This window comes from Paenochrobactrum pullorum, from assembly GCF_041929845.1.
GTDB lineage: Bacteria > Pseudomonadota > Alphaproteobacteria > Rhizobiales > Rhizobiaceae > Paenochrobactrum > Paenochrobactrum pullorum.
This window is the reverse complement of the sequence record NZ_JBHEEH010000003.1, coordinates 119,765-146,600: the sequence shown is the minus strand read 5'-3', so window position 1 is coordinate 146,600 and position 26,836 is coordinate 119,765. Positions and strand designations below refer to the sequence as shown.

24 protein-coding genes and 1 riboswitch are annotated in these 26,836 nt (G+C 47.3%); of the genes, 15 read left to right on the top strand and 9 right to left on the bottom strand.

Annotation, left to right across the window (positions count from 1 at the left end):
• Window positions 1-3 precede the first annotated feature (3 nt).
• Window positions 4-777, bottom strand: coding sequence for a FadR/GntR family transcriptional regulator (locus JNC77_RS08365; protein ID WP_374831391.1), 774 nt, complete (start codon window positions 775-777; stop codon window positions 4-6).
• 244 nt (window positions 778-1,021) lie between these two features.
• Between JNC77_RS08365 and mtnK the strand changes: the two genes are divergently transcribed.
• From mtnK to JNC77_RS08350, 3 genes are all read left to right on the top strand, one after another.
• Window positions 1,022-2,296 (top strand): S-methyl-5-thioribose kinase, encoded by a 1,275-nt coding sequence (gene mtnK, locus JNC77_RS08360; protein WP_374831389.1) that lies wholly within the window; start codon window positions 1,022-1,024, stop codon window positions 2,294-2,296.
• A gap of 179 nt (window positions 2,297-2,475) precedes the next feature.
• Window positions 2,476-3,072: a L,D-transpeptidase family protein gene (locus JNC77_RS08355; protein ID WP_374831387.1), complete on the top strand. Its 597-nt coding sequence runs from the start codon at window positions 2,476-2,478 to the stop codon at window positions 3,070-3,072.
• A complete protein-coding gene (locus JNC77_RS08350; RefSeq protein ID WP_374831385.1) occupies window positions 3,073-4,026 on the top strand; it encodes a succinylglutamate desuccinylase/aspartoacylase family protein in 954 nt (317 codons plus the stop codon).
• Between the two features lie 36 nt (window positions 4,027-4,062).
• Here the strand turns inward: JNC77_RS08350 and JNC77_RS08345 are convergent, their stop codons facing one another.
• The gene (locus tag JNC77_RS08345; protein ID WP_374831383.1) at window positions 4,063-5,208 is read right to left on the bottom strand and encodes a calcium:cation antiporter; all 1,146 of its coding nucleotides are present in this window, start codon (window positions 5,206-5,208) and stop codon (window positions 4,063-4,065) included.
• A gap of 562 nt (window positions 5,209-5,770) precedes the next feature.
• Here JNC77_RS08345 and JNC77_RS08340 point away from each other — a divergent pair.
• The gene (locus tag JNC77_RS08340; RefSeq protein ID WP_374831381.1) at window positions 5,771-6,292 is read left to right on the top strand and encodes a biotin transporter BioY; all 522 of its coding nucleotides are present in this window, start codon (window positions 5,771-5,773) and stop codon (window positions 6,290-6,292) included.
• Complete coding sequence (gene bioB / locus JNC77_RS08335; RefSeq protein WP_374831379.1) at window positions 6,289-7,266, top strand: biotin synthase BioB; 978 nt, start codon at window positions 6,289-6,291, stop codon at window positions 7,264-7,266. Before JNC77_RS08340 ends, bioB begins: the two co-directional genes overlap by 4 nt.
• Window positions 7,267-7,317: 51 nt before the next feature.
• Here bioB and JNC77_RS08330 read toward each other — a convergent pair whose 3' ends face one another.
• The 6 genes from JNC77_RS08330 to JNC77_RS08305 all read right to left on the bottom strand — a co-directional run bounded on the left by JNC77_RS08330 (window position 7,318) and on the right by JNC77_RS08305 (window position 13,116).
• Window positions 7,318-8,673, bottom strand: a complete 1,356-nt coding sequence (locus JNC77_RS08330; protein WP_374831377.1) for a type II toxin-antitoxin system HipA family toxin — start codon at window positions 8,671-8,673, stop codon at window positions 7,318-7,320.
• Window positions 8,673-8,927, bottom strand: coding sequence for a helix-turn-helix domain-containing protein (locus JNC77_RS08325; protein ID WP_374831375.1), 255 nt, complete (start codon window positions 8,925-8,927; stop codon window positions 8,673-8,675). Before JNC77_RS08325 ends, JNC77_RS08330 begins: the two co-directional genes overlap by 1 nt.
• A gap of 97 nt (window positions 8,928-9,024) precedes the next feature.
• On the bottom strand, window positions 9,025-9,834 hold the full coding sequence (locus tag JNC77_RS08320; RefSeq protein ID WP_374831373.1) for an ABC transporter permease: 810 nt from the start codon (window positions 9,832-9,834) through the stop codon (window positions 9,025-9,027).
• A gap of 2 nt (window positions 9,835-9,836) precedes the next feature.
• Window positions 9,837-10,757 carry an ABC transporter permease gene (locus tag JNC77_RS08315; RefSeq protein WP_374831371.1) on the bottom strand — a complete coding sequence of 307 codons (921 nt, stop codon included), beginning with the start codon at window positions 10,755-10,757 and terminating at the stop codon, window positions 9,837-9,839.
• 9 nt (window positions 10,758-10,766) lie between these two features.
• A complete protein-coding gene (locus JNC77_RS08310; RefSeq protein WP_374831369.1) occupies window positions 10,767-12,257 on the bottom strand; it encodes an ABC transporter substrate-binding protein in 1,491 nt (496 codons plus the stop codon).
• A gap of 64 nt (window positions 12,258-12,321) precedes the next feature.
• The gene (locus JNC77_RS08305) at window positions 12,322-13,116 is read right to left on the bottom strand and encodes a (2Fe-2S) ferredoxin domain-containing protein (protein ID WP_374831367.1); all 795 of its coding nucleotides are present in this window, start codon (window positions 13,114-13,116) and stop codon (window positions 12,322-12,324) included.
• Between the two features lie 95 nt (window positions 13,117-13,211).
• Window positions 13,212-13,404: riboswitch (cobalamin riboswitch) on the bottom strand.
• A gap of 277 nt (window positions 13,405-13,681) precedes the next feature.
• Between JNC77_RS08305 and repA the strand changes: the two genes are divergently transcribed.
• The 8 genes from repA (at window position 13,682) to JNC77_RS08270 (ending at window position 22,392) form a co-directional block, all read left to right on the top strand.
• The gene (gene repA, locus JNC77_RS08300; RefSeq protein WP_374831365.1) at window positions 13,682-14,863 is read left to right on the top strand and encodes a plasmid partitioning protein RepA; all 1,182 of its coding nucleotides are present in this window, start codon (window positions 13,682-13,684) and stop codon (window positions 14,861-14,863) included.
• Window positions 14,860-15,867, top strand: a complete 1,008-nt coding sequence (gene repB, locus JNC77_RS08295; protein ID WP_374831364.1) for a plasmid partitioning protein RepB — start codon at window positions 14,860-14,862, stop codon at window positions 15,865-15,867. Before repA ends, repB begins: the two co-directional genes overlap by 4 nt.
• A 202-nt stretch (window positions 15,868-16,069) precedes the next feature.
• Window positions 16,070-17,257 carry a plasmid replication protein RepC gene (gene repC / locus JNC77_RS08290; protein WP_374831362.1) on the top strand — a complete coding sequence of 396 codons (1,188 nt, stop codon included), beginning with the start codon at window positions 16,070-16,072 and terminating at the stop codon, window positions 17,255-17,257.
• Between the two features lie 169 nt (window positions 17,258-17,426).
• Complete coding sequence (locus tag JNC77_RS17655; protein ID WP_510186618.1) at window positions 17,427-17,552, top strand: hypothetical protein; 126 nt, start codon at window positions 17,427-17,429, stop codon at window positions 17,550-17,552.
• Window positions 17,524-17,913, top strand: coding sequence for a MobA/MobL family protein (locus JNC77_RS08285; protein WP_510186617.1), 390 nt, complete (start codon window positions 17,524-17,526; stop codon window positions 17,911-17,913). The genes JNC77_RS17655 and JNC77_RS08285 overlap by 29 nt, the downstream gene beginning before the upstream one ends.
• A 115-nt stretch (window positions 17,914-18,028) precedes the next feature.
• On the top strand, window positions 18,029-18,565 hold the full coding sequence (locus tag JNC77_RS08280; protein WP_374831358.1) for an RNA polymerase sigma factor: 537 nt from the start codon (window positions 18,029-18,031) through the stop codon (window positions 18,563-18,565).
• On the top strand, window positions 18,562-19,542 hold the full coding sequence (locus JNC77_RS08275) for a FecR family protein (RefSeq protein WP_374831356.1): 981 nt from the start codon (window positions 18,562-18,564) through the stop codon (window positions 19,540-19,542). Before JNC77_RS08280 ends, JNC77_RS08275 begins: the two co-directional genes overlap by 4 nt.
• Before the next feature lie 189 nt (window positions 19,543-19,731).
• Window positions 19,732-22,392, top strand: a complete 2,661-nt coding sequence (locus JNC77_RS08270) for a TonB-dependent receptor domain-containing protein (protein WP_374831354.1) — start codon at window positions 19,732-19,734, stop codon at window positions 22,390-22,392.
• Window positions 22,393-22,447: 55 nt separating this feature from the next.
• Here the strand turns inward: JNC77_RS08270 and JNC77_RS08265 are convergent, their stop codons facing one another.
• Window positions 22,448-23,845 carry an amino acid permease gene (locus JNC77_RS08265; protein ID WP_374831352.1) on the bottom strand — a complete coding sequence of 466 codons (1,398 nt, stop codon included), beginning with the start codon at window positions 23,843-23,845 and terminating at the stop codon, window positions 22,448-22,450.
• A gap of 559 nt (window positions 23,846-24,404) precedes the next feature.
• Here JNC77_RS08265 and JNC77_RS08260 point away from each other — a divergent pair.
• Both JNC77_RS08260 and JNC77_RS08255 read left to right on the top strand, forming a co-directional pair.
• The gene (locus JNC77_RS08260) at window positions 24,405-25,826 is read left to right on the top strand and encodes an amino acid permease (RefSeq protein ID WP_374831350.1); all 1,422 of its coding nucleotides are present in this window, start codon (window positions 24,405-24,407) and stop codon (window positions 25,824-25,826) included.
• 219 nt (window positions 25,827-26,045) lie between these two features.
• Window positions 26,046-26,828, top strand: coding sequence for an acetoin reductase (locus JNC77_RS08255; protein WP_374831348.1), 783 nt, complete (start codon window positions 26,046-26,048; stop codon window positions 26,826-26,828).
• The last annotated feature ends 8 nt before the right edge of the window (window positions 26,829-26,836 follow it).

The window sequence follows — 26,836 nt, the reverse complement described above, 5'->3', positions numbered from 1 at the left end:
TTGCTATTTGGCAGCCTCGTGACTGGAACGCCAGTCCTGCGCTTCTGCATATTTGACGCGCAAATAATCCATTAATTCAATAAACGCTTCTTCCGCAGCGCGAATATTGCGACTGTAAATTGCCATCAAAATACGCCGATGAAGCCCGCAAATAATCATACGGTCGCGGAATTTAAACATCACCATATTGGCAGGCGGAATCAGCACTTCCAGCAAACCTTGCAGGAAAAAACTATAGACACCATTGCCCGTGGCGGCCGCAATTGCCTGATGAAAACCAACATCGGCGGCGCAAAAATCCACATCGCTGATCGAGGCATCTTCTTGCTGAAGCAACAGTTTTTCCATATTGATCAGGTCTTCATCGGTGCGCCTTTGCACCGCATAAGATAAGCAGATAAGCCCTGTATCGTGGCGAAATTCGGCAATATCGACCAAGGAAAACGAGCCAAGACTGCTAAGCAGCATCATGATACCGACCATGTTTTCGCGTGCCTGCTCAAAGCTTGGACGATTGACAAAAGTGCCGCCCCCCGGCCCCCGCTTGGAGCGTACCAAATGCTGGGCAGCCAAACGTTTCAACACTTCACGGATGGTTGGCCCCGAAACACCATAATGTTCCGCCAGTTCCTCTTCCGTCAGCAAGCGTTCACCGATTTTGAGATCACCGTTCAAGATACTATCGCGGATGTCATCAGCGATCTGGCGCGTGATATTGCGCGGTGTTGTCGTATCCGCAGAATTTTCAACCGTCAGGTCGTTTTTTAAATCACTCATAGCTACCTTCTTCGTTCCCACCGGTGCAGCATGCCGTAATATATTTGATATAACAATAGATATTGACAGCGAATTTCTAAATTGTGATATGATAATTAGACGAATGCGTATATTAATTTGATCTGACGAATGGGAGACTAGTCAGATCAAACACATTTTGCTGCTGTTTGAGAAAACCATTTGGAGGAAACTCAAACACATAAGCAAAATATCTGACAGAACCTCTTCCGGAAACTGAGGCATTATGACGAACGCAGCCAATCAGCTATTGGCGAAAGCTTTTAATGAAGAGACGCTTAAAAGTTACATCGCATCGCAGCCGCATCTTCATCAAATATTTGGCAATGATTTAAGCGATGTGCGCGTTGATGAAATCGGCGACGGCAATTTGAATTTCGTTTTCTTTGTCACCAATAAAATGGCCGCTCTTGCCTTCAAACAAGCGCTGCCTTATTCGCGTATGTCAGGCGGCGCGCGCGCATTAACCTGCGAGCGGCTGGCTTTTGAAACTGCGGCTTTACGCGAATTTGCCCGCCTTGCGCCGGATTATATTCCGCATATCCATCATTTTGATACCGAACAATCTTTGATGGTAATGGAATTTTTATCGCCCCACATCATCATGCGCAAAGGCATGATTGATGGTGTTGAATATCCAAAATTTGCCGATCATATTTCCACCTATCTGGCCAAATGCCTCTATGGCACATCGGATTTTGCACTTGATCCGTCAAAAAAGCGCGAAATGGTGGCCTATTTCGCGCGTAATGTTGAACTGTGCGAAATCACAGAGCGCTTGATCTTCAACGAGCCGTTCACGGCATCCGAAAACAATCGCTGGACAAGCCCGGCTTTGGACGAAACCGTTCACGCTATCCAGAATAATCTGGCGCTGAAACTGCGTGTTGCGGATCTCAAATATAAGTTCCTCACTCGATCAGAAGCTTTGCTCCATGCCGATCTCCATTCCGGCTCCATCATGCTGACGGCTGATGAAACCAAAGTGATTGATCCGGAATTTGCCGTTTTCGGGCCAATGGGTTTTGATATCGGCATTCTGATCGGCAATTTACTGATCAATTATTATGCGCAGGAAGCGTATCAATCAACGGAAAATGACCGCGCCGCCTATCGTCTTGCAGTGCTAAAAATGATTGAAGATATCTGGACAGGCTTTAGCCAAAAATTTACAGCCCTTTGGCATGAAGGTCGCACAGGTGGCGCTTATCAAGATGCCGGTTTTGCCCAACCAAATGGTGCAGCCACTGCCGCGCTCAATTCGGTGCTGCATGATTATCTCGACAATCTCTTGCAGGATAGCGTCGGCTATGCCGCAACCGAAATGATCCGCCGCACTATTGGCCGCGCCCATGTCATTGATGTTGATATGATTGAAGATGATGAAAAGCGTGCAGGCATCGAGAAGAAAATCCTGCAATTTGCCACTCAGGTTTTGCAAAGCCCGAAGAAATACGGCTCCATCACCGAATTTTTGGAACTGGCAAAACAGGGTAAATAAGCCGCTCATATCCAAAGTTTAGACGATAGCCCGCTGCATTGAAATTTTACGATGCAGCGGGCTTTTTGCCATTTAAAAGCCAGTTTCATTTCAGTCTCTCTTATAGATTGGTTTTTTAACCAAAGCATGTAATTGTCAGGTCAATTTATATCAGCCTTAAACCTGTAAGATTTGCACCCATGTCATCAGTTTCAGAAAATAGCTCCACGCTTTCACAGCCGGTTATTGTTGTACGCACCGGACAAGATCCGCAAAACCCGCATATCGGCACATTGTCCATTGGTGATTGGAGCGTGCAATGTGCCACCGGTCGCAATGGCTTGGCTCAGCCTGCTGATAAACGCGAGGGCGACGCCAAAACGCCAATTGGCCGCTATCCGCTGCGTTATGGTTTTTATGACCCGACAGTTTTCAGTGGTGCTTTTCGCAGCTTTGATTTCCCTTTTTTGCCTAAGCCTGAAAATTATCGCTGGAGCGAAGATCCTTCGAGCGAATTTTACAATCAGCTGGTATTTGAAACGGATGAAAGCCAGCCTTCACGCCGTGGCGAAAGGCTGTTTGATATGTTCATTCCAGTGGGCTGGAATGATGCCGTGCCGGTTAAAGGTGCAGGCTCTGCGATTTTTATCCATGCCGCACGCCCTGATTATAGCGGTACTGCCGGTTGTGTGGTTGTGGCACATGAACATCTGGAAGAACTCGCCCGCCGTTTAAAACCAGGCATGATGATCGATATTCAGCCAGCCAATTCGGCAAATAATGAGGCAGGCAACTAAATGCAAAGCAATCTCACATCTATTGAAACGGTCAGTTTTTACGGATTGCATAAAGGTCCGCGCCTGATTGTCACCGGTTCCGTGCATGGCAATGAACCCGCAGGGCCTTTGGCGATTGCACGTCTGATAGAAGAATTTCGCTCCGGCAAACGGCAATTGTTGCATGGTCAGGTGACTTTCGTGCCTGTCGTCAATGCGTTGGCGCGTCATAATAATACCCGCATCGGCGACCGTAATCTCAACCGCAACTTGGCCGAAAGCGCCATCCCGCAAGATAATGAAGACCGTGTCGCCAATGTCTTGTGCCCGCTTTTCCGTGGCGCAGATGTGCTGATTGATCTTCATTCATTCAATTCACAAGGCCATGCTTTTGCACTGATCGGCCCGCATGACAATGATGGTGAACTTGAGCCTTTCAAACATGCAAAGGCTGAAGAAAAGCTGGTCAAATCCTTCGGCCTGCCAATGGTGGCCTATGGCTGGCTTCCCGCCCATGAAAAGGCCTTGGAAATGAAACGCCAAGCAGGTGTATCCGAAGGCTTGGCCTCTTTGCATGGTGTTGGCACTACAGAATATATGCGTTTTTCCGGTGGCTATGCCATTACAGTTGAATGCGGCCAGCATCTTGATCCGCAAGGGCCGCAGGTCGGTTATGATTGTGTCGTTAATGGTATGATGACCCTTGGCATGATAGAAGATACGCAACCCAAAGTTCCCGCTCCGCGCACCTTGGAAATTTGTGATCCGATTTTAAGCCAGCATCCTGATGACCGTTTGGTGAAACATTTTACCGCCGGCGAAGCGGTGAAAGCTGGCGAGATTATCGGCAAGCGCGCCGATGGGCGCGATATTATCATGCCGTATGACGGCGCAATTATTTTCGCGTCACTTTCCGCCGATCCTCATGAGGAGCTTTGTTTCCTCTGCAAAGACAGCGATCGTTTAAAAGAATAATAATAAAAGGCAGCATCAAATGCTGCCTTTGTTGTTTTATGCGCTCAGCAATGTCAGCGTGAAAACCGCAAACAACACCAGATGCAAAAGCCCCTGAATGGCAGTGGTTTTCTGGCCCAGATAGGTGAAAGTGCTTAAAACTAGGGTCATAGCAAAAAGCACAGTTTCAGTGACTGAAATGCCGAAGGTGACGGTTTTTCCGGTCAGAAGACCAATTGCCAAAACTGCCGGAACTGTCAGACCGACTGTCGAAACAAAAGCCCCCAAACAGAGATTAACCGCGCGCTGCGTTTCATTGTTGAGCGCAGCTTTAATCGCGGTGATCGACTCCGGCGTGAAAACAATAATCGCAATCAACAAACCGCCAAGCGCAATCGGCGCCCCACTGGTTGCCACGCCATAATCAATGATGATTGCCAGATATTTGGACAGCAATACAATCGGCACCATGAAAGCCACTAGCTTGATAGCGTGGCCGATGTTTTTGCGCATATCAAGCGGCGCTTTTTCAGCCTGTTCTACTTGAGTGCTTTCAACGCGGGCTATCGACATCGCCCCTTTTGGCGGCTGTTGAAAATGCGTTTTATATTGCCCCATTTGAAAATATAAAAAGCTCGCATAAAGCAATATCGTCAAGCTCGCGATGACAACGGCCTGTATGGCAGAAAAACTGCCTGAATTTTGCGCCAATGTATTGGGCAGCAAAAACGCAATGCCAGCCAGCACAATAATCATCGAAAGATAAGACAGCGAGCCTTGGGCATTATATTCCTGCTCGCCATTGCGCAATGCGCCTGCAAGCAAACAAAGGCCGGTGACCAAATTCATGATGATCATCATCACCGCAAAAATCGAGTCACGCCCGATGGTAGGCGCCTCACCCGGCCCTAAAAGCACCGAGACAATCAAAATCACCTCGATAAAAACAATCGAAAGCGTCAAAATCAGCGTGCCGTAAGGCTCACCCAATCGTTGCGCCAATTCATCCGCTTCATGCACCACACCAAAAGATGCGGCCAAAATGGTGGCGAACAGAATTACAAAACCGATCAGCGCCGTTCCAAGGGGCATTTGCGCGCTCAGCCAATCAGTGCCAAACGCTAAAAACACCGCTACAACACACCAAATTGCGATGAGTTTGAAAGCAGTAACAAGTTGAGGAGAATGTTTCAGTCGGGACATTTTATACAACCACTTTTGGGGTCGTCCCCGCCTGAATTACACGTTTCGGGTCGTCCCGAATGCGGCTTCATAAAAAGCAGTGATCTATTATCTGCCAGAGATAATGTTCAATAAACCGAGCAAGGCTCAAGCCTTTATAGGCCTATATAGAAAAACGCCGCACATTTCAAACACGGTTTTCAACCATCTAGATGTCCAGCAATGAGCATTACAATTTCTCTTTTCCTTTATGATAAATCCCACTTATCAAGAACTAATAATTATAGATAATAATATTTGAGTCGCTCATTGTTTTGGCCTTGCATCCTAAGTGCTGTGTTTCTTTGAAATTAAAACCATATGAATTGGTGCTGAAATTTCATTTTCATTTAAAATGGCATCAGCATTAATCAAACGATTACAGATACTTAAATAAATTATCTATAATATAATAAAATCTATAAAAATAATCTATATTACTATTGCAATTTTAAATTTCACTCCATTATTATAGATAAATCGAATTACTTGGAGATTTTTAATAATGCAGGCAACAGCAAATTCACGGCTTCGGCCATCAAATATGGTCAAAAAAACGGCCCTCGTCATCTGTGGAGCGACGATTATTACAATCGGGGCAAAAATTCAGATCCCGTTTTGGCCGGTGCCTATGACTTTGCACACTTTGGCGGTTTTAACGTTGGCAGTTGCTGTTGGGCCGCGTTTGGGGCTGGCGGCAATGGCCACATATCTTGCAGCCGGCCTTGCCGGGCTGCCTGTTTTTTCGGGATCGCCGGAGAGGGGCATCGGCTTTGCCTATGCAATGGGGCCAACCGGCGGCTATCTGATTGGCTATTTATTGGCTAGCTGGCTCACGCCAACACTTGCCGCCAAAGGTAATCTCCTACGCACAAGCGCTGCCATGTTGAGCGGTCTGGCTGTGACCTATATCTGCGGCCTGCTCTGGTTGACAGCATTTGTACCAGCCACCAATCTCCTTTCCATCGGCCTCACACCATTTTTGTTAGGTGATCTGCTTAAAGTGGCATTAGGTGTCGCGCTTCTTTATGGCTTTAAAAACCTCGCCAAGGTGACAAACCCATGATCCGCACCAATTGGACAATGGAAGAAGCGCGTGCCATTCATGCACTGCCCTTCCCCGATCTGATGCACCGCGCGCAAGTAACCCACCGTCAATATTTTGACCCTATCACCATTGAAACAGCAAGTCTGCTCTCGATCAAAACTGGTGGCTGTCCGGAAGATTGCGGTTATTGCTCGCAAAGTGTGCATCACGATACCGGTGTCAAAGCCACCAAGCTGATGGATGTCGATGATGTTTTAAAGGCGGCAAGACGCGCCAAAACATCCGGCGCGCAGCGTTTTTGCATGGGAGCTGCATGGCGAAGCCCCAAAAACCGAGACATGGACAAGCTTTGCGCCATGGTCAAAGGTGTGCGCGAGTTGGGCTTGGAAACCTGCATGACGCTTGGCATGTTATCGCCGGAGCAGGTTGCACAGCTTAAAAGCGCAGGGCTTGATTTCTATAACCATAATATTGATACCTCGCCCGACTATTACCGCGAAATTGCAACCACCCGAACCATGGAAGATCGCTTGCAGACCGTGGAACAGGTGCGCAAAGGCGGCATCAAAGTCTGTTGTGGCGGTATTCTGGGCATGGGTGAAAAGCTGGATGACCGCATCTCCATGCTTGTGACACTCGCCACACTGCCCGCCCATCCCGATAGTGTGCCGATCAATCTCTGGAACGAGATCGACAAAACACCGGTGCAAAAACGCGCGCAACCGGTGGAGCCATTCTCTCTGGTCAGAACCATTGCCTTGGCGCGGATTTTAATGCCGCAAAGCGTGGTGCGCCTATCGGCCGGCCGCACCGGCATGAGCGAAGAATTGCAGGTTTTATGCTTTTTAGCTGGGGCCAATTCCATCTTTGTGGGTGATGTTTTGCTTACAACCGGCAATCCCGCAGCATGGCAGGATCAATCCATGATTGACCGTTTAGGCATGCGTTTTGCACCCGCCAATGCAGCACTTTGTGCAGAAGCGGCTGAATAAACTTTTGCAATCGTGAAAGATTTGTCGCTTTCACGATTGCCCGTTTTTAGATCAAAGTTCTTGGCAATATTGCTCAATCAGCTTTCGCTTCTCAATGGCTGAAGCTTTGACCAATTCATGCAAGCTAAACGGAAAATCATCCGGCAAAACCAGCACTACATTTTCAAATGCCTGATCAAAATGGGCCATGATATAGTCAAACGCATCGCGCACAATGATTTTTGCAAGCCCTGCTTTAGCAATACTTTGCATAAAATGGCGCGGCTGGATTTCATGGCAGAGATAATGCTTATTTTGCCCCACCGACATTGCAAGCTTCATCTGTCGCCGTTCAATTTGCCTCTGCGCCAGATTGGGCAAGACTGTCAAAATATCGTAAAACGGCGTCATTTTAAAACCGCCGCCCGGCAGCATGAAAATGCTGAAATTTTTCGCATGCCCGTCGGTTGCGCCAATCATCCAGAACAGGATTTGCGCAATCATAAAACGCGTTTGATCGCGTTGCGGATTATCACTTGCTTTTAACAAATTGAGCACCTGCACAATGCCAGGCCCGCCATCGGCCTGATATTTAAGGCTCGGCGGGCAAGATAAAGCCTGACACATATCTTCTTGCGGCAGACGCAACAAGCGCTCCCCTCTTCTCCCCTCCCCCGCCCTCTTGCTTGAGGCATTTTCCCGCCAAGCGCGATCAAAACGCTCAATCACCAAAGCTTTTGTGCTACCAAAGTGCTGCATTTCCACATTGGCAACCGGCAAGCCGAAAGCTTTAAACAAGCTCATGCAATAAAACTCATTCTCGACACTGTTGTTGAGATTGATGCCATTGGGCAAAGTGCCGATTTGCGTTTTGAAAATATGCGTCGTTGGCGTGGTGCCAAAGGGTTTAAGCCATTGATCCTGATAGCGCAAAAGTGCGGTTTTTTCCTGCGCACCTGCCACCGAAATGCGAAAATCACTGTCGCGCCCCAACCCCAAAGGTGCCAAAGCCAGATTGTTTAAAATCGCTTCGATTTGGCTGTCATCCACCACCTCGCCTTCAATATTGTGCTCAAGGCTGTGATCAGCATCATCATCCAAGAACTGCAAGGCTCCGACACAATCGCGGCCGATTGCTTGTAAAAGCCCATAAGCATCAGCACTGCGCGCGCCGGTTTTTTCAGCTACCAAACGGCGCAAATGCGGTGAATCCGGCAAAAGATTGTCAAAAACCGCACTCACCACCTCGCCGCGATAAGCATCCTCGCGCAAAGGCAGCGAAAGCGATATCGGGAAACTATTTGGGCGATCAAGCCATGAAACATCATATTGAAACTCAATGGCATTGCTTGGAAATTTGCGTAAAAAACCAACCAGACGATTGTTCAAAAGCACCCGAAGCGGGCGATATTGCGCGCGCCGTGCCATTAAACGAGCCAGTCTTCCAGATCGCTAAGGCTTGTTTGGCTGCGGATGCCGATGCTCATATCGAGATCAAGTACCGCTAAAACGCTTAGCAAATTATCCAGCCGAATGGCCGGATTTCCGCTTTCAAGCAGCGAAATACTCGCCTGACGCAAACCTGTGCGCTCGCCAAGCTCTGCCTGACTGAGCCCCTGCTTTTTGCGGGCGCGGCGAATAAGGTTACCTATCTGTTCCGGACTGCGGGCTAATTGTTTCATCGGTTATTTATACGCTAAATGCGATATTCAAGCAATATACGTTTAAGCGTATAATTTCAAAATATACCAATTGCCGTATAATGTCGTTTTATACAATCTATCGTATAGAATGCTCTGGCTTCAGGCTATTTTCTGTATCCGTTTCCGGATCAAAAATCCAATTGAGCAAACCAGTTGTCACCGCAATCGCCACACCCGGCCAGATCATCAGCATCGGATAATCAAAGATAAACATCCGGTATTCAAACAACATCGAACCCCAATCCGGCTTTGACGGATCAGCGCCAAGACCGATAAAAGCAAGCGAGGCATAAGCCACCACCGCCATACCTGCCTGACTGCCAACATAAGTAAGCATCACCGGCAGACTATTGGGCAAAATATGCCGGAATATCAGCCTTATCCGCCCTACTCCCAAGGCATGTGCTGCCTGCACAAAGGGCCGCCCCAAAATACGCCGTGTAAGTGTGTGCGCCAATAAAGCATGCGGGCCGACACCAGCAAACCCCAAGGCCAAGCTCGCACTTAATGGGGTTAGGCCAAAGATCGCCGCCGCTGTCAGCGCAATAATGAGTGTCGGGATAACAATCGACATTTCGCATAGCCGCAAAAGCGCATTGCCGCGCCAATCACCCAAAACCGCAGCGGTGGTGCCAAGCAACGCACCACCCGTAAAACCCACCAGCATGACGCAGACAATCACACTGCCGGTGCGCCAGCCACCCACCATAATGCGCGAAAACAAATCTCGCCCCAGATGATCAGTACCAAGCCAATGTGTCCATGACGATGAAGCATAACGATTGCCCAAATCCACCATATCCGGATCATAAGGCTGCCAGCAAAAGCCAAGCACAAAAAACAGGCTTAAAGCACCAAGCAGGCAGTAAGGGATAAGACGCGACACTCTCATGCGGCACGCGGATCCAAGCGGTTCAATAGAGTGAGAATAACCGCGTTGAGCACCATCATCCAAAGTGCCACCACCATCACATAGGCAACTAGCACCATATGATCGCGCGCCGAAATACTCTGCACCAAAAACTGGCTAATGCCCGGCAGGTTGAACAAAATTTCCATTGTCGCTGTGCTGCCGATCACCCAGCCCGCTTCTGAACGAACAGCGCTGAGCATCGCATAAAGGGCTGAGCGATGGCCGTGATGCCAACAGGCTTGACGCATCGATAGCCCCTTGGCAAGCGCAGTGGTGAAATAAGCCTGTTCACGGGTATGAATCAAATCACGCCGGTAAACACGCGTCAGCACACCAAGCGAGTGCAGGCTGATAATGATAATTGGCAAAATATAGGCACTATTGTTACCAGAAAATGGACGCAGGATTTTAAAATAAACCCCGAAAAACCATAATAAAATAAGCGCAATCCAGAAGCCCGGCATTGTCTGCACGAAGATGGATAAAAAACGGCTGACGCGATCAACCGCGCCTTTTGGTTTAAGAGCAGCAAAAAAACCGAAAGGAATGGCCAATAAAATGGCTAGTGTCAGACCGCTTAGACCCAGTGCCAATGACACGGGCAGGCGGCGCATAAACTCATCCAGAACCAGCTCGCCGGTACGGAAAGAGCGGCCCCAATCACCACTGACAAAACCTTTCAGCCAAATCAGATAACGCTCGAACAGTGGCAGATCCAGCCCCCATTGGGAGCGCAATGCGGCGACTGTTTCATCAGTCGCCGTCAAGTTCCAAGCGCGGATGGCAATCATCACCGGATCGGCGGGCATAGATGCAATGATGTAAAATGCCAACAGTGAAATAACGAGCAGGCTCAAACTGCTACGCGTCACGCGGTGGATGATTGCCTTTATCATGATCCTGTTTTACTCGCCCATATCCGCGCGCAAAACATGATAATCCGAGCCCCATGGCTGGTAGTTTTCCAACCGCTTGGAAAGGCCAACTGTCCAAACCGGCGAAACGAGGAAAGAGGCCGGAACATCTTCAAAGAGTTTCTCCTGCGCCAAACGTGCTATGTCTACACGCTTTGCCATATCGGTCTCGTTGGCAAAACCATCAATGATGCTATCGAATTCGGCACTTGCGTAGCGGCTGAAATTAAGCGATGCACCAGAACGCAACATGGAATTAAGGAAAAAGGCCGGATCACCGGTTGGCGCGGTATGTTGTGCCCATAAGAAGACATCAAAATCGCCTTCGGCGCCATATTCATTGCCATTTTCAACGATTTTTGTTTCCACCTGCGCACCCATTGCCATCAGCGCTGATTTCATCACCGGTAACATGGTGACAAAATCGGCACGCTGCGAGTAGGTGGCAACCAGCAACAACAAAGGCTTGCCGTCTTTTTCACGCACACCGGACGCGTTTTTAACCCAGCCAGCGCTATCAAGAATTTTCTCGGCTTCATCCAAATCAGTAAAGCGCGGCTCTTGCAACGCAAACGGGAAATAAGCCGCATAAGCTCCGGTGGCGATATTGCCAGCATTGATCGATTGAATAAGCTGTGTGCGGTCAAGCGCCAGATCAATGGCGCGACGCACCTGCACATCTTGCAGAGCAGGGCGACCTGTATTGAGGAAAGCAAAATACTGATAGCCGACATCAAAAGGTTTAAGGGTCAAATCCGTATTGTTTTTCAAACGCGGCACTATTTCAGACGGCAAACCAAAGGCCAAATCCAGCTCGCCGGATTCAAATGCCAGCGCCAAGCTTTGACTGTCGCCGAATTTCTGCAAGTGAACAGGTGAACGTTTTTCAGCGCCTTCAAAATGCGGATTGGCAATCAGATCAAGCGATGTGTCGGCCTTAAAATCACTAATCGCATAAGGGCCGGTATAAATCGCCTCGCCTTTATCGTTGAGCTTATAAACAATCAGCGGCCATTCGGCAAATAATGCCTGAATGAGCGCCACCGGCTTTTCGGTTTTAACCATCAGGGTCAAATCATCCGGTGCTTCAAAAGCAATCAGACCACCGGTGGCATGTGCCGCTTTATTGAGTTTAAAAGTATTGTCGAAACCGGACGCAATCGCTTTCGATGTCACCGGCGTGCCATCAGAAAATAACCGGTCTTTTTTAAGCGTGATTTTCCAGTTCAGATCATCGATGCGCTCGGCTTTATCTGCCAATTCCGGCACCAATTCACCAGCCTGATTGACGGTGTACAAATTTTCACCCACACCATGACTTGCCAGCGCCCAGCCGTTGGAGCCTTTCGCCGGATCAAGACCATTGGTCATAAAGCTTTGACCAATGCGCAAAGTTTCGGCCGCGTAAGCAACAGTGCTGACCGCCGTAAGTGCCGACACCACCAATAGCGAAGCCAGCCATTTTTTTAAAGTCAGACGCATATAGATCTCCATTGAGAATGCGATTGCAGGATCAAGTTGTTAAGAAAAATCAAAGTGCTTGTCATCATCCGCGCAAGCGTTGTTTTTTACCCGTAGCGCTATAGGCAAAATCATTAACCGGCAAACCTTGCAGCAAATGCTCGGATATGATGCGGTCAATCGCCTGTTCAGTGACGCCGCCATACCAAGTACCATCAGGAAAAACCTGCACCACCGGTGCCAAATTGCACGGCCCCAGACAACTGGTCTGCGCGCTCATCATGCCCTCGCCGACAATGCGCAATTTTTGCCGCTCTTGCTCATTGCGCAAATGGCACCATATCGCGTCAGCACCGGCCGCCTGACAAGCGCGTCCTTCGCAAACCAGCATACGATATTTTTGCGCCGGTATCAGCGAACCTTCATTAAATGGTTTTTCCATTGGGGGGAGGGGAACGGATTGCGCCGTCTCATGCAACAGGCCTTTCAAAAGTGCTGCCCAATACGGGCTTTTATCCAGCGTTGCTCCCAACTTGATTTCCGGCCACGGCAGGTCACTTTCCTGCTGCCAACGGCGCAGCATCTTGGTGATCCAAAGCTGAAAGCTAGGCTCCATCGGCAAGACAAGCGGCAGCACTAAAATCTGTTTGAAATTTTGGCGACTAAGTTCCAACAAAGCTTGTTTGAATGAAGGGCGGCCTTGCTCGCTAAAGGCATAGATAATGTGAGCCTGCGGATATTGCACGGCTGCAAGTTCAGCCAATCTTTGCATGTCCTGATGCGGGGCGGCGGCAAAGGCGGATTTAGCCAGCAAAATCACCGCCTCTTGCGCGACAGGCGCTGCAGGGGATTGATTGTCTTTAACACTGCACTGATCCATTTAATCTCCACCCCGAATGCAAATGAGGCGGACAGAAAATGCGCATATGGTTTGCTTGTACCCATTGGCGCATTCTTGCGGCACACCCCGACCACAGAATTCATCGCGTCAGGGCAGGTCTCCTGGCTCACGGGTCAATGCTTTCAAGCCGCCTTCCCGACAGTTTCCTGTCAGTGACATATTGGCTTTATGCTCGCCGTTCACAGTTGCGGGTCAGCTCCGGTCTCGCACCGGATTCCCTCTTAAGCTTCCGGCGTCAACCGGAAAACCATGACGGTGTGAAACTATAGAGAGACAGTTATAAGTCAAGCAAGAATGAAGTGTCTTTCAAACCGTTCCCAGCAGGGAACTATCAATTGAGGAAGCGCAAATTGAAGGGTGAATTTGAAAAGTTCCCAGCTGGGAACTGATCTGAAAATGGGCATTTGCACTTATGATCAGAATCGGCCATATTGAAGCTACGCTAAATTGTCGTATTTCGGAAAGTTTGCGTATTTTGAGGGTCGTTAACTGCTTGTTAACCATATCTGGTCTAGAGCAATATACGGTTTAAGGAGAAAATCGGTTGTCTCGTCATTTAAGCAGTTTGCATTTTATGAACACCTTTTCGAGCAAGCTCGACAAGGCGCTGAATAATTTATCCCTTGCACAATACCCGCCAAATGCTTTCCGCACTATGCGCAAATTCACCTCCACCGAAGTGGCGGGGCTCTTGGGTGTCACCGAAGCCTATATTCGTCAGGTCTCCTTAAAGGGGCAGGGGCCGGAACCTGAAACACTCGCCAATGGCCGCCGTCTTTATACACTGGAACAAGTGTTGGAGCTGCGGATGTATCTGGCCGAGAACGGTCGCAAAAAATGGATCAATCCGCGCCGCGTTGAAGGCGAGGAATGTCAGATCATTGCGGTCACCAATTTTAAGGGCGGCTCTTCCAAAACATCAACCACCATCCATTTAGGTCATTGGCTGGCTTTGCGTGGCTATCGTGTCTTAGCCGTTGATATGGATCCGCAGGCGTCTCTGACCAGTCTGCATGGTGCTTTGCCCAATTTTGATTATCGCGATGGCGATACGCTTTATTCATCCATCCGCTTTGATGAGCCGATACCGACACAACAGATCGTGCGCAAAACCCATATTGCCGGTTTTGATGTCATCTGTGCCGGTCTGGAACTCACCGAGTTTGAAACATCTGTGGCGTTGGAAATGCGCAAAAGCGGCGGCACCGGTTTCTTGCTGCGCGTTTCGCAAGCGCTGGAACAAGTGGCGCATGATTATGATGTTATCCTGCTGGACTGTGCGCCTTCGCTCAACTTCCTCACTCTGTCATCACTGACAGCCGCAACCGGTGTTCTCATTCCAGTGCCGGCGCAAATGCTGGATGTCGATTCCACCGCCAAGTTTTTGGAGCTGGCTGCATCATACATGCAAATTCTTGATGAAGCCGGGGCAGGGGCGCAATGGGATTTTGCTAAATTCCTGATCACCAAATTTGAAGCCAATGATCATCCGCAAGCGAATATGCAGGCTTTGATGCGGCAGGTCTTTGGTGAGGATTTGCTGCTCAATGCTGTCGCCAAATCCACAGCCGTTTCAGATGCTCTGACTTGGAAGCAAAGTCTTTATGAAGTGCAGCGGTCGCGTTTCTCTGCACCTAAAACCTATGACCGCGCAATTGAATCGATCAATGCTGCCAATGCAGAAATTGAAAACCTCATTGTAACTGCATGGGGACGTGAATTATGAGCCGAAAAGATTCAAAAGGCATGTTTGCCGCCGTACTTGGCAAATTGGATGAAGAAGCAACAACCGAACAAGCTACCGCGCGTTCGGCTTCGCCACATCTGATGAAAGTGGCTGCCGGTGTACGCCATATGCAAGAACGCAGTGAACTGGCTGAACGTTTGCTGAAAAACGCCGATCAGATCGTCGAGATGGAGCCGGAACGCATTCTGCCGTCCACCATCGATGACCGCTTTGACAGCGCCTATGATGATGCCGCCATTGCCGAAATTGTGGCATCCATTGAAGAGCGCGGCCAGATTGTTCCAGGACTCGTGCGCCCGCTTGATGATCAACCAGGTAAATTTCAGATTGTTTATGGTCGCAGGCGTCTTGCCGCCGCTAAACAACTGGGCATCAAGTTTAAAACTGCCATTCGCAGTTTAAGCGATGAAGAAGCGGTGATCTTTCAGGGTGAGGAAAACACCGCCCGTGAAGATCTCTCTTTCATCGAAAAATGTTTGTTTGCGGTGGCGCAGGAAGAAGCAGGCTTTAAGCGTGAAACCATTTGCGCTTCCCTTTCCACCGGCAAATCACATATTTCCGAGATGATCCGCATTGGTCAGACGCTGCCAAAACCGGTTTTATATGCGATTGGCAAAGCACCGGGCATTGGCCGCGGCCGCTGGGAAGAATTTGCCAAATTATGGCAGCAAGTCACGCCCGATCAAACAATCGAAACTCTGCTTTCACACAGTGATTTTAAAGCACTTAGCTCTGATGAGCGCTTCCTGAAACTCTCGAGCAAACTCATTGCTCGCCAAAAAGCACAGGCGCAACCCATACAAAAACCAAAAAACTTATCCAACAGCACCCGGTGGGATGCTATAGATAGGGCCGTGAATGTGTCGGTGAAGAGGAGCCTGAAGAAAACGACATTATCGATTGAAGCCGCTGACAGTACAAAATTCGCTGATTTTATAACCAATCAGCTGGATGATTTATACGAAGCCTTCAAGCGACAATAAAACGGTGAAAATCGTTTAAATATCAGGATGTAACCAGGAGCGCAACCGCAAAAGAAAAAGGCCACCAAAACGTTTCCGTCATGGAAGCCCTTCTCAAACCTTAAGCACGTTTAGAATCGCATTTCCATGAATCCCTGTCAAGTGTGGGAACGTCATTTTGGCGAACAAATTTCTTTTGCCTGAATTTAAAGGGTAAAGAACCATGGATGTGCAGTTTGCAACGACCCCTTTCGGGGGGCGGGTGATGTCGTTTGACCTTTTGTCAGCGCAACATTTTGCCCGCAAATCCAATTTAAAAGATAAAAAAGTCGATAAATGGCAACTTTATAAAGCGCTTTGTGAAGGCCGTTCGCATTTCAATATCAGCGATCGTTCTTTATCAGTGCTCAGCGCTCTATTGTCTTTTTATCCCGAAATAAGTTTGAATGAAGAAAGCGGTCTCGTCGTCTTTCCTTCCAACAAGCAATTGTCGCTGCGCGCGCATGGCATGCCTGACCCGACTTTGCGCCGTCATTTGGCAGCATTGGTCAATGCAGGCCTTATCATTCGACGTGACAGCCCGAACGGCAAACGCTATGCCCATAAAAACAAACAAGGTGCTGTCCAGGAAGCTTTCGGCTTTTCGCTGGCTCCTTTGCTGGTACGCTATGATGAAATCGTGCAAGCAGCTGAAAGTGTTGCTGAAAGCAATCTCAAACTGAAACGCACCAGAGAGCGCATTACCCTTCAGCGTCGTGACATCGGAAAGCTCATTGATGTAGCATTGACTGAAACTATGTCGGGTAATTGGGAGGGGCTTTTCAACAAATTTAGAGCAATTGTAGACGCTCTGCCACGCCGCGCCACACTCAATCAGCTTGAAACCATTCTGACAGAATTGAACGCACTACGGACGGATGTTGATAAAACACTGAAATTAAATGAAAATTCCAAAAATATGAGCGGCAATGACTGCCAAAATGAGCGGCAGCATAATGAATCCAATACTGATTACTATATTGAATCTGAATCAGCTTTAGAAAAGATTGAAACAGAAGTTGGATTAAATCCTCAATCTCAAACAAGACATCCGTTTTTAACACTCAATCTTGTTTTAAAAGCTTGCCCTGAAATTGCAGATTATGCCGTTGATGGCATTAAAAATTGGCGTGATTTTATCAAAACCACCGCACAAGTACGAAATTATTTGAATATTTCCACATCAGCCTATCAGGATGCTCTGGATCAAATGGGGCATGAAGACACAGCAATTGCAATTGCGTGCATTTTACAACGCTGCAACCATATCCAATCAGCCGGCGGATATCTGCGTACACTCACATCAAAAGCGCGGGCAGGGGAGTTATCCATTCAGGCAATGGTGATGGCAAATATAAACAAAAAAACTTAGTGAAACTCAATTAAAAATAAGAATGGAAACACGAAACAATTTTCATATCTTAGATATGAACACCCCTCCAGCGAAATTCTGGAAATTGCCATGATGGAGCCAGTTGTGCTGGCAAACTGTGGAAAAAAATTGTGAACCTCACCTCCGAAGCAATCCGCACGTTCACATAATGTCGGTATTGCGCCCTCTTGCCGAACATGGCAATGGGACTAAAAATATCCGTTCGCTGGATGCTGAAGGCAATCCGAAATTCTCCAAGAACGGACATGTGCTCTATCGGCAATTCGGGCGTTGACAAAGAGCTTATTCCAGCTCTTCGGAAGTCTTGGGCGGAAACACAAAATCAACACCTTGCGCAGCATGGTTTTGATTTCCGCGTTGATCATCGTTTCTATTCGGAACGTGGCATATCTATCAAACCCGCGATGCACCGCGGCCCGGCTGCTGATGGTATCGATCGAAAGGGAGAGCAATCGGATCGTATCAAGGGTAATGCCGATATTGAGGTGCAGCGCCGTCAACAGATTATGGCTATGCGGCGACCATCCATAAAAGTCAGGGTGCAACCGTCCATACCGTTTATGTGCTGGCAAGCCGATTGTGTCGCATTTTTTTCACATCTGATGAGTTATCATATGAATTTATGTAGGAATTGAGTGAGGCAGGAGCTGTGATGATTCCGATTATTTTGATAAAAAAATCCCGCTATTAAATTTGAGTTTTTTGGTCTAGTATTATTCGGTCAACCTGAATCGAACAACAGACCATATGATGAGCATTCAATCCGCCGAAAATTCTGAAGATCTGATGTCCGTTTATTTTCAACAGCTGAAATATCTTCGGGACATGTTGAAAAAACGAACCAATTCTCATGAATTGGCGGAAGATGCTATTCAGGAAATATGGGTCAGGTTGTCAAATATAGAAAGCCGCCCTTACGAGGTTCGCGATAATCGCGCGTTTATTCTGCGCGTTGCAAATAATATTGTCATTGATTTGTTACGCCGCGAGCAGCGCCACACCAAAGCCTGTCTGAGCGATGAAGAAATTCTTGTAACAGTCGCGGATACCGCGCCGAGCCCTGAAAAACATGCAATAGACCGCGATCAATTGCGTCAGTTGGTCTATGCTTTATTGCAACTGCCACCCAAACCGCGTAGCGCATTATTGATGGCGCGATGTGATTTGCTGACCCATTATGAAATTGCGCGGCGCTTGGATGTATCTGAAAGAATGGTCACCCGTTATTTGACGCAAGCTTTGCGTCATTGCCGCGATCATTTCCGCCAAATCAACAGCGCATTATGATTAAAAATAATCAATCTTCAGCGGATATTGGCTTAAGCGATGAAGCAATCGACTGGATTGTTTATTTAAGTTCCGGGCGTGCAACCGAACAAGACTATCAAAAATTTAACAATTGGCGTCGCCAAAGCCCGCAGCATGAAATGGCGGCAAAAGAAGCTGAAAGCTTGTGGTACGGCATTGGCTCGGCCGGTAAACGCATCAACAAAACCGCCAAACAGCGCCATTTGACAAGACGCTCCTTGCTTGGGCTTTCAATGGCATTTGTGAGCGGTGCGGCTCTTTATCAAACCGGTCTTATCGGGCCACGCCTTTTTGCCGATTATACCACCGGCACAGGCGAGCAACGTGCTGTAACGCTTGTGGACGGCTCAGTTGTTACACTGAATGCCAATTCAGCATTATCTGTCAAAATTACTGAGCAAGAGAGACGCCTGACCTTGTATGAGGGGCAGGCTTTGTTCAGCGTTGCCAAGGATCGCACACGTCCATTTATTGTGGATGCACTATACGGGCAGACCCGCGCATTGGGCACTATATTTGATATCGATATTCGTCCACGTCAGGTTTCGGTAACTGTTATTGAAGGGACAGTCGGTGTCACAACCAATGTCGATCATCATTTCAAAGACCGTGATATGATGGTCGTGCAGGCCAATTCCCGTATTTTCTATCTGGAAGATGGTGCTGTATCTTTACAGGATTATGTGGATGTCGAAATGGAAACGGCTTGGCGCAGAGGCAAACTTATTTTTAATGCCAAGCCACTTGGTGATGTTATTGCCGAATTGGAACGTTACCGCTCTGGAAAAATCATTCTCGCCAGTGACCAATTATATGCATTACAAATTACGGGTATCTTCGATTTGACACAGCCTGAAGAAATTCTTCAGGCAATTGAAAACACGCTTCCTGTCTATGTTACACGTCTGCCATATGTAACAATTATACGCCCGAATTCAGCTTTCAGAAAAATATGATTAAAAAGGTCAAATTTTTTATTTTTAAGGTTCCATCTTCTGCATCTCCTTTCGTCTTTAAATTATGAGGCCGGAAAATCTGCTTGTGCGGAGACCGGAAATAATAATGAAAAGGCGGTAAGTTTTATGCAGGGCATGATAAAAGCAAAGCAGTTTTCTCTATCCCAAAAGACTAAAAAAATTGGTCTTATGACCTCTGTTGCATTTATCGCAATTCTTCAATTTGGTTCGGGAAGCATTGCAAATGCTCAAACATCCGCACCGCAAACGATAAATTTCAATATCCGCTCACAAGATATGGGGTCAGCGCTGATTGCTTTCGCAGATCGTGCCGGACTTAAACTTTTGATGCAGTCAAATATGATTGCCGGTAAACGCAGTCCCACGCTGCAAGGCAATCTGACCCGTGATCAGGCATTGCGCCAACTTTTATCCGGCTCCAATCTGCAGTATCGCATACAAGGATCAACACTCACTGTCAGAGATCCGTCCGATAATGCGCAAAATACCACAGCTCCTGACGGCAGCCTTTTGCTTAATACAATTACCGTGACAAATGCGGCAACAGCAGCGGTTGATGCCCCTTATCATACCGCAGCACCGACAGCCTATATTTCAGAGCAGAATATTGAACGTTTCCGTGGTTCAAGTCCTGCTGATATTTTCCGCGGTACACCCGGAGTTTCATCAGGTGAATCGCGTAATGGTGCGGGCTCAATTGACGTCAATATTCGCGGCATGCAGGGCATGGGACGTGTTGCCACCACGATTGATGGTGCGGAAAACGCTGTCAATGTCTATCAGGGCTATCAGGGCATTTCGAACCGTACATTTGTCGATCCGGATTTTCTCGGCGGTATTGATATTCAAAAAGGCTCGGATGCTGCCTCCAGCGGTATAGCCGGAACAATTGCTATGCGCACCCTTGAAGCGGGTGATATTGTCAAGGAAGGCAACCGCTTCGGCCTGCGTGTTAAGGGCGGCTTTGGCACAAATTCCAGTAAGCCGGAAGCAGACACGAAAGCAGGATATTTAATCAACAACAGGGGCTATTCCGGCCCGCAAAATCCTGACCTTGATCCATATTATCATTCAACTGCGGAGGCATCTGACGCAACAATGAACCGTCCGGCTTTTCTCAAGCCAACCAATGGCTCAGGTAGCATTGTTGCAGCCATGCAGGATGAGCATGTAGAATTATTAGCCGGTTATGCCTATCGCAAACGCGGTAATTATCATGCCGGTAAGCATGGCCCTGCGGCAGAGGCAATTGATCGCGGCGGCATGGTCGCGTGTCTCTATTACTGCGATAATCCGTCTAATCACAATTGGTTTCCAAACTATATTGAGAATACAGGAATAGCTAATTACCGCGCTGGCGAGCAGGTGCTCAACACCCAGCTCGAAACCAAATCAACCCTGCTTAAAGGCAAGGTGATGTTTGGTGATGGTCATAGTATCCAACTTGGCTATACCGGCTTTTCAAGCGAAGCCGGTGACCGGATGGCATCAAATTTCAAAGGGCTAACCCAGCAAGCTGTCCAGCAAGAACTTACAACAGATGTTGATGCCCATACGGGTACATTCAAATATCGGTGGGATCCGGCAGGTAATGACCTGATCAATCTCAAGGCCAATCTTTGGGGCACCAAGCTCAAACAACGAAGCCCGACAGCTTATGGCGGCAGCAACAATCCTCCTCCAGGGTTCAAGTCAGGGCCTGATCTTTGGACATGGGGTGGTGATGTCAGCAATCGCTCGCAATTTGAAACAGATCTAGGTGATTTTGATCTTACTTTTGGCGGTTCATATAAGATGGAATCCACCAAGCCATCTGCGGATACAAAAAAATATGACAGCTGGCTGGATTTGCGTGATGGCAAACGCGAGGAAGCAGCAGCCTATATCAAAACAGCCTATAAGCCGATTGACTGGCTGACCATCAATGGCGGTTTACGTTATTCATCAATGTGGTCACGTGATCGAAGCTCGATGCATATGGATCATCCTGATATGGTCTATGGTAAAGCACGTCTCAAACAGGATGGCTGGAGCCCGTCATTGGGTGTGACTGTAGAGCCATTTAAAGGCACTCAGCTTTATGCCAATTATTCAAGCACCTTGCGTGCACCAAGTATTATGGAAGCAGTTTCTGCTTTCAATATGACGGTGAATGAAGACACCAAAGCGGAACGTTCCAGCAATTGGGAAATCGGAGCGAATTTCATCCACGATGATATATTCGCCGATGATGACCGCACAATGGTGAAAATTGGCTATTTCAACTGGGACGTCAAAGATTATATCGCCCGCGAGTTTCGTAAATATGCCAATTCGCAAAATGTTGGTATCCGCAATATCGACAGAGCCCGTTTTGCAGGTCTTGAATTGTCGGCAAATTACACGGTCGGCGGATTTGAAGCGACATTGGCCGCCAATTATTATCTCAATGTTGAATTCTGTCGCGATGCAGGCACATGCGAAAACAAGTCTCTTTATGCAGATTATGCAACCAACCAGATCCCGCCTAAATATGGTATTGATCTGACACTGTCGCAAAAACTGCTTGAAGATGCGCTTACCGTTGGCGGTCGTATTTCATATACGTCGTCGCGTGCGGTTGGTCATGGCGATGTTACCGGACAAGGCATGTCTCAATTCATCACATTGGTTGACTGGAAACCTTATACGCTTGTGGATGTATTCGCCGAATATAAAATCAACGATAATTACACCGCAAGTTTGCGTATCGAAAACCTGACAGACAGATATTATGTTGATCCGCTCAGCCTTGTATTGCAACCAGGCCCCGGCCGCACATTCTATGCGTCGTTGACTGCGAATTTCTGATTGCTGTTTCATGTACAATTTAAAAAGGCCACTCAGTTGAGTGGCCTTTTTATTTTTAAGCTTTTTTCTTAGGCATTATGAAATAAACGACTGCCAAAAGCACGAACCAAACCGGTGTAATCAGCAGAGCCTGCGCCGTATCCGCTTGCTGTGTCAAGGCCCAGAGAATGAAGGCAAAGAATGCAAACACCATTACGACAGCAGCATAACCACCCGGCATTTTGAATTTTGATTTTGCATGAAGATCAGGGCGTTTACGGCGATATTGTACGTAAGACGCCAGAATGATCGACCAGACAAAGATAAACAACAATGCTGAGATTGTGGTTACAATGGTGAAAGCTTCAATAATGCTCTGTCCGGCATAGAGCAGCACAACACCTGCGAGCAGGAAGGTGCAGGAGAAAAACAGCGCATTGACCGGCACTTTGCGACGGTTCAGTTTACCAAGTGTTTTGGGCGCCAAAGCATAGCTGGCAAGACCGAAAATCATACGCGATGTTGAGTAGATGCCGGAATTCGCACTTGATGCTGCCGAGGTCAATACTACGAAATTGACCACATGAGCCGCGATGCCCAGACCTGCCAGCGAGAACATGGCAACAAACGGACTGCTGCTTGGATCAATCTGGTTCCACGGCATTACCGTCATGATAACGAAGAGCGATCCGAGATAGAACAGCACAATACGAACAGGGATCGAATTGATTGCTTTCGGCAGATTGCGTTCCGGATTTTCAGTTTCAGCTGCAGCAGTACCGACAAGTTCAATACCAACAAAGGCAAAAACGGCAATCTGGAAACCAGCTACAAAACCAAAGAAGCCATTCGGGAAGAAACCGCCCTGATCCCACAAATGGGCAACGGAAGCTTTAGTGCCATTGGGTGATGTATAACCCGATGTCAGCATAACCACCCCGGTAATGATCAAAGCGACGATGGCGACGATCTTGATGAGTGCGAACCAAAATTCGATTTCACCGAAATTGCGTACATTAGGCAGGTTCAATGCAATAAGTGCTACAATCAGGCCTAAAGCTGGTATCCATAATGCCAGTTCCGGAAACCAGAAGGACATATAGCCAGCAACAGCAACCACATCGGCAATACCGGTTACAATCCAGCAAAGCCAATAAGTCCAGCCGGTAAAAAATTGTGCCCATGAACCAAGATAGTCACCGGCAAAGTCAGCAAAAGAGCGATAATTCAGATTTGAAAGCAGCAATTCGCCCAAAGCGCGCATCACAAAAAACAGCATGGAGCCGATAATTGCGTAAACCAGCAGGATTGACGGACCTGCAAGTGAAATTGTTTTTCCCGAGCCCATGAAAAGCCCCGTACCAATTGCACCGCCGATAGCGATCAATTGCAAATGTCGGTTTTTCAGATTTCGCGCCAGATGTGGTTCTTCCTCACCGGAATGAGCACGGGAGTGTCCTGATGCAGTATCCATTCAGTATGCCTCACAATTCATCTGCCAGAATATTTCCCCTCCAAAATCTAAAGAAATATTCTGTTTTGTTTTCTGCATGCATGCCGGTGAAATATGATTCTCTCGCACAGACAAACACTCTGTGCGATTACTCCTGTGTGCCGGTGAGTTAAAGAGAATTTGCATAAGGCTAGACTAATGTAGCATAACCTTGAAATTGTTTTGTTATATTCTGGCTGTTTGCGTCAGATATCGTACACAAAGCAGACACAGCAAAATTAATCGATTTCACTGTGCAGAAATCTAAGACGTGCAAATATGCATTTCAATTGGATTACACCAAATAAAAAGAAATTTCATAAGAAATAATTAGTTAAACTGGTAACAAATAAAATTACCCGCAATTTATTAGGATTTTTATTTTCATTTTAAATGCATAAAAGAAACTGAAATATTTTTATTAATGATAATGATACCAATTAGCATTTCAGTTTATTACTTGAGCTTGTTGAAGTATAAAATAAAAATACAACCTATATTGCTAAAAGGTGTCATCAAACCCGGCTTTCGGGGAGGCTTGATGACAAGAGAATATATTAAAAATGAAATTTTTAAAGAAGAAGATCACGGCTATCATAAAGCGCTGAAGCCGCGACAAATCCAGATGATTGCCATGGGAGGCGCAATTGGTACGGGGCTTTTCTTGGGCGCTGGCGGGCGTTTGGCACAGGCCGGCCCCTCATTGGTTTTTGTCTATGCTTTATGCGGATTTTTCGCGTTTTTGGTTCTGCGTGCCTTGGGCGAGTTGATCATGCATCGCCCCAGTTCCGGCTCTTTTGTTTCTTATGCACGCGAGTTTTATGGTGAGAAAATGGCCTTTGTGGCAGGCTGGATGTATTGGCTCAATTGGGCCATGACATCAATCGCCGATGTGACAGCCGTGGCTCTCTATATGAATTTCTTCAAACATTATGTACCTTGGCTGCAAAGCATTGATCAATGGATGTTTGCCATGACAGCTCTTATTTTCGTGCTGTCGATGAATTTATTGTCGGTCAAAGTCTTTGGCGAACTGGAGTTCTGGCTGAGCCTGATCAAAGTGCTTTCGCTCGTCTTGTTTCTTGGCATCGGCATTTATTTTGTTGTGACGGGCACGCCTATTGACGGACATCAGCCTGGTTTCAACCTCATTCTTGAAGGTGGCGGATTTTTCCCTCACGGCATATTACCTGCTCTTGTGGTGATACAAGGGGTGGTTTTTGCCTATGCCTCGATGGAACTGATCGGCACAACAGCTGGTGAAACGGAAGATCCCCGCAAAATTATGCCGCGCGCCATTCGTACAGTGATTTATCGGTTGGTGATATTTTACGTTGGTTCCGTGCTGTTATTGACCATGCTGTTACCTTTTAGCAGTTATAGCGCCGGTGAAAGCCCGTTTGTTACTTTCTTTGGCAAGATTGGTGTTGACGGGGCTGATATTATTATGAATCTCGTGGTGCTCACGGCAGTTCTGTCATCACTCAATGCCGGTCTTTACTCGACAGGGCGGATTTTACATTCGATGGCTATTTCCGGTTCTGCACCTTCCGCTTTGGGTAAAATGAGCAAAAACGGCATTCCTTATGTCGGTATTGCCATGACGGCTTTAGTCACAGCCATCGGGGTGGTGCTCAATGCTGTTGTCCCGGCAGCGGCCTTTGAAATTGCTCTTAATATGGCATCACTTGGAATTATTACGGCATGGGGTGTGATTATTTTATGCCAACTCAAATTGTGGTTTTTGGTGCGCAAAAAAGTAATAGCCCCGACTGAATTCCGGATGTGTGGTGCGCCTTACACGGGTCTTTTGACGCTTTTGTTTTTGTTTGGCGTTGTGGTCTTGATGGCGGTCGATTACCCGCTTGGCTCATGGACGGTTGGTTCATTGATTATCATTATACCGGCACTGGTCATTGGTTGGTATTATATGCGTGATCGTATTTATCGGCTGGCAAAATAAAAATCTTGTAAAATCCAATAATCAAGAATTGAAACAACAAAGCTTTGGAAAGTGGAAATATAATCGCCATTGTCAATCAAATGTGATGCAATCTTTCAATGTTTGTATCACACTTGATTGTAATCATTCTCCTTTAGTAAAATGCTCGTTAAACTATAATTTGAATATCCGGCTTTATGAGTTGGTTATCTATCAAACACTGATGAGAAGGATCAGATTATGACAACGCTTGAGAATAAAGTTGCCCTGGTTACCGGAGCTGCCCAAGGTATCGGACGTGGTATTGCTTTGCGTTTGGCTAAGGATGGATTCAATCTCGCTCTGGTCGATTTGAAAGCAGAGAAACTTGAAAGTGTTAAAAAAGAAGTCGAGCAACTTGGCCGTAAAGTAACGACCATTTCTGCTGATATCAGTAATCGTGATGATATTTATGCCGCAATTGATAAGGCAGAAAAAGATCTCGGCAGTTTTGACGTGATTGTCAATAATGCCGGCATCGCACAGGTACAGCCTATTTCGGAGGTGAAGCCTGAGGAAGTTGAACGTATCTTCAAAGTCAATATTGAAGGTGTGTTGTGGGGTATTCAGGCTGCTGCCGCAAAATTTATCGCGCGCAAACAGAAGGGCAAGATTATCAATGCTTCTTCGATCGCCGGGCATGATGGTTTTGCAATGTTGGGTGTATATTCTGCGACCAAGTTCGCTGTACGTGCACTGACACAAGCAGCCGCTAAGGAATATGCCAGTGCCGGTATTACCGTCAATGCTTATTGCCCTGGCATTGTCGGTACAGATATGTGGGTTGAAATTGATGAACGTTTTGCCCAATTGACCGGAGCACCGATAGGTGAAACCTACAAAAAATATGTTGAAGGCATTGCACTGGGCCGTGCACAAACCCCTGATGATGTCGCCTCGTTGGTTTCCTTCCTTGCAGGTCCGGATTCCGATTACATCACAGGTCAGGCTATTTTGACCGATGGTGGTATTGTCTACCGTTAAATTCTGTA

Bases quoted from the DNA above. Each gene is read 5' to 3' on its own strand.
- JNC77_RS08365 (WP_374831391.1), bottom strand. From the start codon at position 777: ATGAGTGATTTAAAAAACGACCTGACGGTTGAAAATTCTGCGGATACG.
- mtnK (WP_374831389.1), top strand. From the start codon at position 1,022: ATGACGAACGCAGCCAATCAGCTATTGGCGAAAGCTTTTAATGAAGAG.
- JNC77_RS08355 (WP_374831387.1), top strand. From the start codon at position 2,476: ATGTCATCAGTTTCAGAAAATAGCTCCACGCTTTCACAGCCGGTTATT.
- JNC77_RS08350 (WP_374831385.1), top strand. From the start codon at position 3,073: ATGCAAAGCAATCTCACATCTATTGAAACGGTCAGTTTTTACGGATTG.
- JNC77_RS08345 (WP_374831383.1), bottom strand. From the start codon at position 5,208: ATGTCCCGACTGAAACATTCTCCTCAACTTGTTACTGCTTTCAAACTC.
- JNC77_RS08340 (WP_374831381.1), top strand. From the start codon at position 5,771: ATGGTCAAAAAAACGGCCCTCGTCATCTGTGGAGCGACGATTATTACA.
- bioB (WP_374831379.1), top strand. From the start codon at position 6,289: ATGATCCGCACCAATTGGACAATGGAAGAAGCGCGTGCCATTCATGCA.
- JNC77_RS08330 (WP_374831377.1), bottom strand. From the start codon at position 8,673: ATGGCACGGCGCGCGCAATATCGCCCGCTTCGGGTGCTTTTGAACAAT.
- JNC77_RS08325 (WP_374831375.1), bottom strand. From the start codon at position 8,927: ATGAAACAATTAGCCCGCAGTCCGGAACAGATAGGTAACCTTATTCGC.
- JNC77_RS08315 (WP_374831371.1), bottom strand. From the start codon at position 10,757: ATGATAAAGGCAATCATCCACCGCGTGACGCGTAGCAGTTTGAGCCTG.
- JNC77_RS08310 (WP_374831369.1), bottom strand. From the start codon at position 12,257: ATGCGTCTGACTTTAAAAAAATGGCTGGCTTCGCTATTGGTGGTGTCG.
- JNC77_RS08305 (WP_374831367.1), bottom strand. From the start codon at position 13,116: ATGGATCAGTGCAGTGTTAAAGACAATCAATCCCCTGCAGCGCCTGTC.
- repB (WP_374831364.1), top strand. From the start codon at position 14,860: ATGAGCCGAAAAGATTCAAAAGGCATGTTTGCCGCCGTACTTGGCAAA.
- repC (WP_374831362.1), top strand. From the start codon at position 16,070: ATGGATGTGCAGTTTGCAACGACCCCTTTCGGGGGGCGGGTGATGTCG.
- JNC77_RS17655 (WP_510186618.1), top strand. From the start codon at position 17,427: ATGTCGGTATTGCGCCCTCTTGCCGAACATGGCAATGGGACTAAAAAT.
- JNC77_RS08285 (WP_510186617.1), top strand. From the start codon at position 17,524: ATGTGCTCTATCGGCAATTCGGGCGTTGACAAAGAGCTTATTCCAGCT.
- JNC77_RS08280 (WP_374831358.1), top strand. From the start codon at position 18,029: ATGAGCATTCAATCCGCCGAAAATTCTGAAGATCTGATGTCCGTTTAT.
- JNC77_RS08275 (WP_374831356.1), top strand. From the start codon at position 18,562: ATGATTAAAAATAATCAATCTTCAGCGGATATTGGCTTAAGCGATGAA.
- JNC77_RS08270 (WP_374831354.1), top strand. From the start codon at position 19,732: ATGACCTCTGTTGCATTTATCGCAATTCTTCAATTTGGTTCGGGAAGC.
- JNC77_RS08265 (WP_374831352.1), bottom strand. From the start codon at position 23,845: ATGGATACTGCATCAGGACACTCCCGTGCTCATTCCGGTGAGGAAGAA.
- JNC77_RS08260 (WP_374831350.1), top strand. From the start codon at position 24,405: ATGACAAGAGAATATATTAAAAATGAAATTTTTAAAGAAGAAGATCAC.
- JNC77_RS08255 (WP_374831348.1), top strand. From the start codon at position 26,046: ATGACAACGCTTGAGAATAAAGTTGCCCTGGTTACCGGAGCTGCCCAA.